Source organism: Gilliamella sp. Fer1-1, assembly GCF_001690825.1.
GTDB lineage: Bacteria > Pseudomonadota > Gammaproteobacteria > Enterobacterales > Orbaceae > Gilliamella > Gilliamella apicola_C.
Map to the genome: position 1 here is coordinate 46,822 of NZ_LZGX01000104.1, position 11,847 is coordinate 58,668.

Genomic DNA, 11,847 nt, shown 5'->3' on the forward strand with positions numbered 1-11,847 from the left:
TTTGTAACATGATTGCAAGGTGTTGCGATTGATCTTGCTTGCTTTGATCTTCGGTTTTTTAAGGTATTTATTGTTTGTTTTTTAATTTGTTACTACGGTTTTTGCTATACAATTAGCGCGGTTAACCATATTAAAATTCATCAAAAATCGTTATAAATGGAATGAAAATGAAAAAAATCCCTTATGCGGTATTGGGGTTTGGTGTTGCCTTATTTGCGATGTCGGCTTTTGCCAAGGGCAATCATCATACCAATGCGCCCCAAACTCGCTTGATGCCTAGCGCCTCGGAGCAACCCACTTGCCAACTTTCACGTGATGAAGCAAACATTAAATTGTGCACTGAACTGGCTGAAAGTGGTGATGCCATTGCCCAAAACACCTTGGGCGAAATTTTTTACGGCGATAATTTGCTTTACCAAAAAGGGGATCACACTAAAGCACGGCTATTATTTGAAAAAGCGGCCGCTCAGGGACTGGCTAAAGCACAATATAACTTAGGCTCAATGTACCGTGATGAGTTAAACAACTTTCCGATTGCTTTAAGTTGGTTTGAAAAAGCGGCTGCTCAAGGCAATGCCGATGCTCAAAATAGTATTGGTTATATTTACGAAAACGCATCAGGCGGTAAAGCGCCTCGATTGTATATTTTTGACGAAAATGGCAACAATATCGACCCTGAACTACCTAAAATCGAAGCACAATTTGCCCGATTCGACAAAATGAGCTTACCCATTGAATATTATCCCCGTGGAGTTTACCCCTTGAGTGAATATGGCCAAGGGGTCGAGCCTGATTTACAAAAAGCCATTGAATGGTACCAAAAAGCCGCCAACCAAGGGCATGCCCTAGCGCAAACCAATTTGGCTTATTTTTATCTGTTTGGTATTGGGGTTGATAAAAATGAAAATCATGCCTTTACGCTTTATGAACAAGCAGCAAACCAACAGTTTGTCCCAGCAATAAGGACATTAGCGTTTATGTATATGCAAGGCTTAGGCACCAAAGTCGATGAATATAAAGCCTTTACCTTACTTGAGCAAGCCTATCAATTGCACCCTGATGATAACTTATGGCATACCCTTAGGGTTATAATGTCTAATCAATATAAATTTAGAACACAATTAAAACATCAAACAATAAAATATCGTTCCCAATATAGTGCTCGTGAAAAGGTATGCGATGAAGATTGGATCTATGATCGCTTTCATTTTCTTAATGGGTTTTATAACCTAAATATGCAGAAAGGGTGGGAAATACACATTTATGCAAAATGGCCAAGAAACACCTTTGATGTATTACTGGGCAATACAGTTGGCGAACTGTCAAAGCTAAAAGAGCATTATTTAACCAAAGAAGCCATTCAAGGCAACCACATTATCATAACGTCGTTAAGTCATTATTATAAACGCGAAGAGCAAGATATTCCCCGTGCGCAGTTATGGCGTAAATACGCGTTAAAAATGGGGGCGGTTAATCACCCTAATGAATGGTCTGGGTACCCACCGATAGAAGAAGATGAACTAAGAATGCATTAAAAGCGGATCATATTCGCTTTTAATTGTTTTTGTAACATGATTGCAAGGTGTTGCGATTGATCTTGATCGCTTTGATCTTCGATTTTTTAAGGTATTTATTGTTTGTTTTTTAATTTGTTACCACCAATTTTTGCTATACAATTAGCGCGGTTAACCATATTAAAATTCATCAAAAATCGTTATAAATGGAATGAAAATGAAAAAAATCCCTTATGCGGTATTGGGGTTTGGTGTTGCCTTATTTGCGATGTCGGCTTTTGCCAAGGGCAATCATCATACCAATGCGACCCAAACTCGCTTGATGCCTAGCGCCTCGGAGCAACCCACTTGCCAACTTTCACGTGATGAAGCAAACATTAAATTGTGCACTGAACTGGCTGAAAGTGGTGATGCCATTGCCCAAAACACCTTGGGCGAAATTTTTTACGGCGATAATTTGCTTTACCAAAAAGGGGATCACACTAAAGCACGGCTATTATTTGAAAAAGCGGCCGCTCAGGGACTGGCTAAAGCACAATATAACTTAGGCTCAATGTACCGTGATGAGTTAAACAACTTTCCGATTGCTTTAAGTTGGTTTGAAAAAGCGGCTGCTCAAGGCAATGCCGATGCTCAAAATAGTATTGGTTATATTTACGAAAACGCATCAGGCGGTAAAGCGCCTCGATTGTATATTTTTGACGAAAATGGCAACAATATCGACCCTGAACTACCTAAAATCGAAGCACAATTTGCCCGATTCGACAAAATGAGCTTACCCATTGAGTATTATCCCCGTGGAGTTTACCCCTTGAGTGAATATGGCCAAGGGGTCGAGCCTGATTTACAAAAAGCCATTGAATGGTACCAAAAAGCCGCCAACCAAGGGCATGCTTTAGCGCAAACCAATTTGGCTTATTTTTATCTATTTGGTATTGGGGTTGATAAAAATGAAAATCATGCCTTTACGCTTTATGAACAAGCAGCAAACCAACAGTTTGTCCCAGCAATAAGGACATTAGCGTTTATGTATATGCAAGGCTTAGGTACCAAAGTCGATGAATATAAAGCCTTTACCTTACTTGAGCAAGCCTATCAATTGCAACCCGATGATAACTTATGGCATACCCTTAGAGTTATAATGTCTAATCAATATAAATTTAGAACACAATTAAAACATCAAACAATAAAATATCGTTCCCAATATAATAGTGCTCGTGAAAAGGTGAGGGATGAAGATTTGATCTATGATAATTTCTTTTACCTGAAAGATTTTTACAATTTAAATATGCTCTATGGTTCACGAATTATCGCTTTTACACTTTGGCCAAGAGACACCTTTGATATATTACTAGGCAATACGGTTGGCGAACAATCAACATTAAAAGAGCGTTATTTAATCAAAAAAGCCATTCAAGGCAACCACATTATCATAACGTCGTTAAGTTACTATTATAAACGCGAAGAGCAAGATATTCCCCGTGCGCAGTTATGGCGTAAATATGCGTTAAAAATGGGGGCGGTTAATCACCCTAATGAATGGTCAGGGTACCCACCGATAGAAGAAGATGAACTAAGAATGCATTAAAAGCGGGGGCTATACCCGCTTTTTATTAATAAAGCGATGATAAATCACCTTGTGCAACCATTAATCCAACCATTTTAATACTTCCTGCTCAATTTGTAACATAATGGCGGGGTGTTGCAATTGATCTTGATCGCTTTGATCTTCGGTTTTAGGGTGCGTTTGCGGCGCACTATTTGCTTGTTGAGTGGAAAAGATCGCATCGTCAAAAAAACCTTTTAATTCAGCAATGGCTGTAAAATGGTTAGCCTGTTGCGCGGCATTGGTAAATTTTTGCTCATCTCTTTTTTTGCCTAGTGCTGAAAATTTAAGATGAATTTGAATATCGTTATCTTTACAAATTTCATAAATCCATGTTAATAGTGCCGCTAACCCTCCAACCGCTCCAGCAACACGGAATAGTAATAATCGGCAGGCGCCTAAATTAAAGGCTTGTTGAAGCCCTTTGCGCAAGATTAGTTTCTGAATTTTTACACGGAACAGGGTTTGTACCCATTCATAACGGTACGATAACCCATATAACACATATAATCCACCAGCCGTCGTGTTTAGTCCACACGCTAACCCTCCCGACCAAGTGGCATATGAATTGCCATATTTGTAGTTGTCCTTAGCGCCTATCCCCATTTCAACCGCAGAGATAAAATAAGTTAATGCGGTAAACACGCCAAAGCCTGTTTTAGCATACCGAAAGCCTTTTATTGCCCTTGGGTTACGTGCTAAAATGGTTGATGCTACGGTGTCGGCAACAGCGGCTGCTAACGAACTAGTTGCCATGGCTTTTTCTAATAAAATGTCGGTATCGTTAGCAAATAGTGAAGGCTCTTTATTCATAATGTATCGCCAGTTATAGGCTTCAAACGCCCCTACTAAAAAACCTAACCTTGCGCTACGCAGATGAATTTGATTAGTGGTTAATTGTTGAGTTGCCTGTTCAGAAAAAATTTTAAACACCACATTAACTTGCTTTTTAAATAGGTGATCGAGCTCAACAAATTGTTCGGTAAAGCGTTTATCAAGCTGTTTAATGGCGCTGTTTAAACTGTCACGCAGTTCTTTTAAGGTTTTTTTTACTTGAGCAGGGTAAGTGCTAAGCAAAACATGCAAGCCCCCCCCCACAGGCACCCCCACAAAGCTTTGCGCTTTAAAGGTTTTATAAGTCGCCATAATTTGATATTTCATATGCGCATAAGTGACAGCCGTTTTCCAAACAACGCCGGACAGCGCCAAGGCAGCGGTTTCGGCAATCATTGCCCCTAAGCTGTATAAACAGGTGTTAATCGGTTTACACATTGCCACCAGTTTATCATACAGTTTTAACGTGTAATTATTCATGGTACCTGGGTTGTCGTAATTGCTAAACCAACGGGTAATAATGTTATGTTTACCAAAGCTGGTGTCAATCGCAATAGTAGTTAGCCCCTGTTTATTTTGCAGTTTCTTTAACTCCATGATATGTTCTAGCACTAAGTTGGCTTTGCGTAAATTAACGATATAGGTTGATATGTTGGATTTAATTGCTTCTGTAAGCGCATCTTCAGCATATTTTTCTTTTTTATTAGCATCTACTGCGTTATATATTTCTTTCAATACGTCCCAAGTTAACTGCCAGTCATAGCTGATTGTACGCCATAATAATGCCGCAATCGAGGTTCTAATATGGATATAGGTTTCGCCTTCAATACTAAATTGCTGGATATCTAACAGCTGTTCAATAAAGGCATTGCCTTCTTCGGTTTGTTCTAACCCTTCAAAAGTGCGGTTAACCACTGCGGTAAAATAATAACCATTAAGGTTAATTTTTAATAACTCTTTTTCTTGATAATCTTCTATTTCTTTCGATTCTATTGCCTTTTTCAATTCTTCTTTTATTTTTGTTTGGCATTTACCCCATACCGCACTGTTGTTGTCGAGCTCAATATTACGTTCGTACGATAGATCATTCACAAAGGTTAAATAATGGCTTTCTTTAATCCAATTAATAAGCTGCTTGGCTCGTTCACTGGCAATTTGCTTAATATGTTGGTTAAATTTTTTTTCCACATTTTCAAAATGGTGAGAAATCAAGCACCGTTTATATTTTTTAAACTCATTTTGTGTTTTTCTATAAAGAAGTGATTGATGTTCTTTTGCTTTGTCACAATACTCTTTAATCAATGCTTCATAAACTTTATCCAATAATTTGGCATCTTGCTTAATTTCTTCAATTGGGGCTTCATAACTAAACAAGGAATATTTTATAGCTTTAGCATAAATGCTGTTTTTTAGGTATTCTCCGTTAATTAGTTGATCGCTATACCAGGGGCTTTCATATATTGAAGGACCTTCACCAAAATAATTCAATTTTAAAAATTTCATAAATCGGTAATAGTATTCATGCCCAAGCGGTTTGCCATAAAAATACTCTTTAACCAATAAAATGTATGATTTGACTAATTGATAATAATTACGATTTATAGGTGCCTTAAGTCCATCTTCAGCTTTAGGCGTACCATATATCTTATTCATATTATCAATAATACCCCTTACTTTAAATTTACCTCCTATTTTATGTTTGTTATATTGCGAAATACTTTCATATTCTTTATCGCTTATATCTTTTAATTGTGATAATGAAAATGCTTCTTGGTAATCAATATCTGCTAACCTTTTACCATTTGCTGTCGCTAAATAGAGTTCGTCATTTGTAGGGGAAAACTTGAAATCTTCTTGCGCTACTTGATATTCGGAATAGGTTTCCACCACTTTCATCATCTCTTTAACATCTAATTCCATATCGGCTTCTTTGTTAAATTGACCCAAGTGACCAAAAATATCGGTATAGTAGTTGTTGAGATCGAGCGCTACCCCTATTGCATCATCCAATGCTAGCAACATTGGTTGCCCATGATCACCGCTATAACTTTGCATCGTGCTATGTAATTTTTGTACATATGAATCGTGCATTTCAGCTGAAAGCTGTTCCTCCGATTCATTGGTATTGGCTTTAAAAATCGCCCACGGTTGTTCAGTTGTGTTAATTTGGGTGATTTTTTGATAATCGTTATTTAATAAAATTGATTTTTTATCATACAGCCACAGTGGCCCTTGCATAGCATTGACTGATTGGGCACTTTGATAAAATTCATGTTTTGTATCAGGCAAGGCATTTTTTTGGATAAAATCAAAATTAAAATCTAAAATATCAGTAATTGATCGTCCTGAGGCAATAGTGGCACTTTCTTGGTTATAGTTTTTATTTTGCCAAGCCTCAATATCTAATTCTTGCATACGTGGGGTTGGTGTTTTGCGATATTCTTGCATCGCTTCAACAGTCCAAGGAAACTCACTATAAGCAATATAAACTTTACTGTAACGCGAAGGGTTCGGTATAGTAAGAAAAGCATTTAACGTAGGGTTACTTAATAAGTTTGGGCAGTGGTAGGATCCGTTTTCGTTCACATCAACCGATTTTGTCGACTGCATGCCATTTAATTTAGTAAACCGACCTTCATCATCAACACTATAAATTAACCAATAACGGTTTTCTAACTCCTCTTGTGCGGATTCACTTTGTGAGCTAGCGTCTTCATTAGAACTGTCTTCATTAGAACCGTCTGCGTCTGAAGGTAAATAAATATAAATAAACCCAGCTCTAATTCGGCGAACATGATACTGGTAATCCTTATTTAAGGAAACAGTGGTTACTCCGTCTAACTTTGCCCATGTTGGACAAGCACTTTTAATATAAGTAGGAACTACCGTATAACGGGTAGGAAAAATAGCCAGTCCTTCTCTTTGGCAATCACACTGTTTTTTTTCGCTTTGTTCACTCATGTCTAATCCTCATCAATCCCTTATTTTTCATTCAGTTCTTGTAAATATATTTGCCAATTATCTGATCTTATTTTATTCAATTCGCCCAAAAGTCGATAATATTTACCAAGATCCGTACATTGCTTGATTTTACTTTCAATTTTGGGGTGACAATCAAAATCATGCCCCCATTTTAATGCCAATTTTGCCCATTCAAGTTTTAATTCTTTTTCGTGAATATTGTTATTCATTAAACGAATTAAACAAGGAGTAATTTTTTGTAATGATTGAATTTCATCAATATTTTTTGCTGGATGTTTTATTTGTTCTGAACGAATAATTTGATTATTAATTCCAATACAATCCAATTTTTGATGTTGATCGGTTGTGATCCATAAACTACCCATTAAGGAGAATTGTACGGGTTCGATCTGCTGTTTAATATTAAGGGTACCTTGTCGAGTTAGCATTGCCCATTTTTCAATATTGCCTAATAGTTTGTTTTGTTGTTTGCTGTCTAATATACTCATTAGCTGAAAAAAGACAGCGGGATCGTAGTATCGTAGCAGTATATTTTTATCTCTCCCTCGTTTTTGGATTGTGCGTAACCCTAAATCTTTGGCTATACTTTCGGTTTTTTTATGGGTAAATAACCAAGCACAATATTGCTGACCTGTCCCTACAGCAATCGATTGCGGAGCTAGCTGTTTGAGTGCTCGATCAAGCATAAAACTTAATACGGCTTGCTCGTATTTGTCTCTAAGATCCAGTTCTATTAGCCATGGACACTTTGTTTTTAATACTGATGGATGGCTTATGGGTACTTTATATAATCGAAGTTGATTATGAAAGTATTTCATAAAGGGCTCATCAATTGGAGTTAAAAATGGATCAAGCAGTGCTAAACAACGGTTTTTATAAACCTGCGACTCATCAACAAGTATTCGTGTTATTGCCAAGGCATTATCCGATAATTTATTTAAATCAATGGTTGTTTGTCCACATCTCAACATACTTTGACCTTTTTATTCGATATCGATTGTAGCTTGCTGATCGTTAGCCTGTTGATTTTGCGTATTTTGGCATTTTACTTCGTCGGCTAAATTATTTGTGATTGACATATTATGTGCCCCCATCTTTTGCATGACATTACATTTAAGATAAATATTATCTTGTGTACCCAGTTCAATGCCTGCACTGCTGATTTTGATATAAGAGCCGCCACAGATTAGGGTCAGCGCTTTAGTAGCTGTTATCTGTGTTTCACCATCAACACTGTCTATTTTTATATCTTGCTTAGCCGCCATATTGAGGTTGGCATTTTGGGCTTGAACCTCAATATCGCCTTGGTTAGCAAATAGCTTCATGCCTGATTTATGGGCAAATAGCCCTATTGCGTCGCCAGATGATACGGTGATGTTTTTTAATGCGGTGATATCGGTTTGGTTTTCGCTGGTTAGGGTTAAGCTATTGCCTGTTGTCAGTTGGATGTTTTCTGGGCTGGTTAAGGCAATGCCTTCTTGCGCATAGGCCAGTAGGCCACTTTGAGTTAGCTCGCTTAAGTTGGCTTTAAGCTGGTCTTGACTGTCGGTATCTGCGCTGTGTGCGTCGGACTGGGTAGCGGCATTTTGTAGGGCTTTGGCAATCGATAAGGCATTTTCAAGTTGGTTTATTGCCGCTTGCATATCCAGTTGTTTGCCTTGGGCTTTCGGCTCGGTTTGGGTGGTTAAGTATAAACCTTTGTTGGCAGCAATTGCGCCCCATTCATCCGTGCGCAGTTCAAAGCCTTCACCGCGTTGTGCTTTTTTTTCGTTAACAAGGTGACCAAGGTTAAGTTGGCTTTTGCCGTATTCGGTGGCGAGTTTGATATGCTCTTGCCCGCGTTTATCATCCATGCGCAGTTTGTTGTTGGCGGGGGTGCGAATGACATTGCGGTGTTTGTTTACCGTAGTCACATGGTCAGGGTGGGCGCTGTCGTGCATGGCATGGGCGATATACGGCCTATCTGGATTACCATTCATAAAGGCAATCGCCACTTCCGTGCCGTCAATTAACGGGAAGTGAAAACCATAAGTGTTACCCGAATAAGGTTTGGCTAAGCGTACCCATAGGCTTTCAGTGCCCTTTTTCCACGCTTTTAAGTCAAAGTTAAATTTAACTCGGTAGCGCCCGTGAGTGTCAATATAGCCATAGGTGTCATTATCAGGGCTAGTGACCCGTGCGGGTAAGGTGCCACTGACTTGTGGCCAACGTATGGGCGCGGGGCGATAGGGTTTTAAGGCTTGATAGGGAATGGCGGTAAAGGTGAGTGCATAGGCATCAGTACGGTTACCTTGCCCTTGTACACTTAAAATGAGGATACCGTCATTAATATTCGTTAGCGGACTGCCGTTGATATTAATCCATTGACCGGGAGCAAGGTTATAGCGATTACTCTTACCTTTAATGATAATTTGCTGGCTAATCGCCTGTTCATGGCGGATTTTGGCATACCATTGACCGCTTTCAATGCCGTTATCTTGTTCAATACCGTCATCTTGCGGTGACAGGTTAGCGGTTTGTGGTTGGTTGGAGTTAACGGCTTTATCATTTGGCTTACTCTGCTGACCTTGCCCGCTTTTATAATGCTCTTCGTAACGGTAATCAGTGCCTTGCGTGGTGGAGGTTTTCGGTTGGGTGTTGATATCGGTGAGTAAATCGGCTTTGGCATCACGGTAGTTATAGTCTTGAACGGTCACTGAGGCGGGTACCACTTCGCTATGTAAGGTGATATCCCAAACACTTTCTATGCCCGTATCGGCCATGCCACTCGGCGGTTTATAGTCGATATTGGCCACCTGTACATAGCCTTGTTCATAATCACTTAACACCATCACATCACAATCATGCTCGGCATGGGTTTCAAAGCGAAACCAGATACCGACATCGGCCAATAAGCGTTGAATAAATTCCAGGTCGCTTTCTTGCCACTGGGTGATAAACTCCCGTTCAGGATAACTATCTTTGAGCGCTAACCGGTAATCAATGCCGGTAAAACCGTGACTGCGTAGCACTTCTTCAACCACACTGACCACGCTTTGATTTTGAAATAGGGCACTATTTTTCCCCACAGCCAGCCGTGCTAAGCACGAAGATAACACAACTTGGTAATGAGCTTCATCTTTATTGACTGATAGCTGGCTAAATTCAGTGATGACCCCATGCAAGGTGCGTTTATTCGTCACGGCCGGCAAGTCGCTTAGTGAACGAATAGCGGAAGTTAATGGTTTGTTAATAACAGGATTAAAGCAGAAAGTCGATTTTTGATTAAGGAACGCATCGGGCGATAAGGTTTTGTCAGGGCTGGTAAAGGTAACCACATAATGCCAAGGTTGATTTAACTGCTCATCACCGTCAACATGCAAAACTGAAATCGGTGCGGTCAGCCCGTCAACGGTTAAGGTATAGCGATTATGGCTAACGCCCCCTAAACTATCAAGTAATCCACCCATTAATCCTTCACCTAATTGACCTAGCAGGCGATTAAGCTTGTTTTCCATGGCGTTTTCTCTCCTTTAAATGCAACTTATTAAAACTTTTAGTGATGTTATTTACAAAATGATTATGAATTATATATGATTGTTTTTCTATCTCAACAGATTATTGAAGTAATGTATATAACATTATCCAATAAACTTTCTATTTACCAATGTAAATGCTTTTAATATTAATAAGTTAATTATTTTGACAACTATATTGACACGCTAAAAGTTTGGTTGAAAAGAGATAAGAAAACTTAATTTTAACCATCAAGTAGGTTTTGATCTTCGCCAAAATATTAGATAGTAATCGCCTCAATCAATTTGGCATTAAGGTAATATTGCTTTTCATATTGCTCTGACGATATTCAGCTATTATCGGAAAAACTAAATACCTATTAATAGGTGAACTTATTTGCCGACCAATCACATTTCAATCCAATAAATCAATCATTACGACGAGGTATAACCCACCTTGGCTGAGTTTGATAAAGTGATATCAGTTACCTCCGATTTGATAGGGTTTATCAGGATTAAGCAGTCTATTTTATGTATGGGGCAGTGCATCATAAAATAGCCTTGTCGCAAAAGAAGTAACGTTATTATTTACTATTATTTAGCAAAACAAAAAACTTCAATAAAATCAATAGCCTTTCTGAATGATTTTTATCATATTCGATTTGCCGTTCTTTCTGCTACATCATAGTCCTTTTTCCTTATATCATACATCAAGTTTAGTGCAACTAAACGTGCGCCTAACACCCAAATAGTTAGCTATTTTTAGCTAATAAGAGATGAATTTTAGATAAGGTATACTCCACCACCTGTTGTTGGAAATGGTGTTAAATGCTGTAGCATAATGGGTTCCTCTATGATTTTTATTTATATCATAGAGGTAGTATTTGTCGGTTTTTGGGATGAAAATCAAGTTCAACCTTATTGTATTGAAATGATCTTTTGACATGAAATAAAATAAATCTTTTAGCAACTACCTTGTAGTATTTCTAATAGATTTTCAGCGGTTTTAATCGTTTTAATACGATCGAGCGTATCTTCAGCAATTACAGCTTTTGTTAACTGTCGTAAAATATCGAGATGTTCATTAGCTTTCGCTGCGATGCCAATAACAACATAAGCTATGTTATCATCTTGATCCCAGAGTACCCCTTTTGGATAGTAAATTATTTTTAAGCCTGTTTTGATGACACTATCACGCTTATCAGTCGTTCCATGAGGAATGGCAATACCATTACCTAAAAATGTAGAGATTTGGGTATCTCGATCAAACATGGCTTGTGTATAATCATCTTTTACTAGACCTGCTTTTATCATCGCTTCTGATACTGATTGAATGGCATCTTGTTTAGAATAACACCCGCTTATAATTCTAATATCATCGATAGTAAGTTTTAAATCGCTCATTTGTTGTCCTTTT

6 protein-coding genes are annotated in these 11,847 nt (G+C 38.4%); 2 read left to right on the top strand and 4 right to left on the bottom strand.

The window, feature by feature from the left end; translation table 11 throughout:
- Positions 1 to 167 precede the first annotated feature (167 nt).
- Positions 168 to 1,535 carry a tetratricopeptide repeat protein gene (locus A9G28_RS11355; protein WP_065580730.1) on the top strand — a complete coding sequence of 456 codons (1,368 nt, stop codon included), beginning with the start codon at positions 168 to 170 and terminating at the stop codon, positions 1,533 to 1,535.
- A gap of 196 nt (positions 1,536 to 1,731) precedes the next feature.
- A complete protein-coding gene (locus A9G28_RS11360; RefSeq protein ID WP_065580731.1) occupies positions 1,732 to 3,102 on the top strand; it encodes a tetratricopeptide repeat protein in 1,371 nt (456 codons plus the stop codon).
- Positions 3,103 to 3,162: 60 nt separating this feature from the next.
- Here the strand turns inward: A9G28_RS11360 and A9G28_RS11365 are convergent, their stop codons facing one another.
- The 4 genes from A9G28_RS11365 to A9G28_RS11380 all read right to left on the bottom strand — a co-directional run bounded on the left by A9G28_RS11365 (position 3,163) and on the right by A9G28_RS11380 (position 11,834).
- Complete coding sequence (locus A9G28_RS11365; RefSeq protein ID WP_065580732.1) at positions 3,163 to 6,915, bottom strand: T6SS effector BTH_I2691 family protein; 3,753 nt, start codon at positions 6,913 to 6,915, stop codon at positions 3,163 to 3,165.
- 20 nt (positions 6,916 to 6,935) lie between these two features.
- Positions 6,936 to 7,907 carry a DUF4123 domain-containing protein gene (locus tag A9G28_RS11370; protein WP_065580733.1) on the bottom strand — a complete coding sequence of 324 codons (972 nt, stop codon included), beginning with the start codon at positions 7,905 to 7,907 and terminating at the stop codon, positions 6,936 to 6,938.
- Positions 7,908 to 7,919: 12 nt separating this feature from the next.
- Complete coding sequence (locus A9G28_RS11375; RefSeq protein ID WP_065580734.1) at positions 7,920 to 10,433, bottom strand: type VI secretion system Vgr family protein; 2,514 nt, start codon at positions 10,431 to 10,433, stop codon at positions 7,920 to 7,922.
- A 960-nt stretch (positions 10,434 to 11,393) separates the two neighbouring features.
- The gene (locus tag A9G28_RS11380; protein ID WP_065567990.1) at positions 11,394 to 11,834 is read right to left on the bottom strand and encodes a PTS sugar transporter subunit IIA; all 441 of its coding nucleotides are present in this window, start codon (positions 11,832 to 11,834) and stop codon (positions 11,394 to 11,396) included.
- Positions 11,835 to 11,847: the final 13 nt, after the last annotated feature.

Excerpts from the sequence above, each read along its gene's own strand:
- A9G28_RS11355 (WP_065580730.1), top strand. The coding sequence starts at position 168 with ATGAAAAAAATCCCTTATGCGGTATTGGGGTTTGGTGTTGCCTTATTT.
- A9G28_RS11360 (WP_065580731.1), top strand. The coding sequence starts at position 1,732 with ATGAAAAAAATCCCTTATGCGGTATTGGGGTTTGGTGTTGCCTTATTT.
- A9G28_RS11365 (WP_065580732.1), bottom strand. The coding sequence starts at position 6,915 with ATGAGTGAACAAAGCGAAAAAAAACAGTGTGATTGCCAAAGAGAAGGA.
- A9G28_RS11370 (WP_065580733.1), bottom strand. The coding sequence starts at position 7,907 with ATGTTGAGATGTGGACAAACAACCATTGATTTAAATAAATTATCGGAT.
- A9G28_RS11375 (WP_065580734.1), bottom strand. The coding sequence starts at position 10,433 with ATGGAAAACAAGCTTAATCGCCTGCTAGGTCAATTAGGTGAAGGATTA.
- A9G28_RS11380 (WP_065567990.1), bottom strand. The coding sequence starts at position 11,834 with ATGAGCGATTTAAAACTTACTATCGATGATATTAGAATTATAAGCGGG.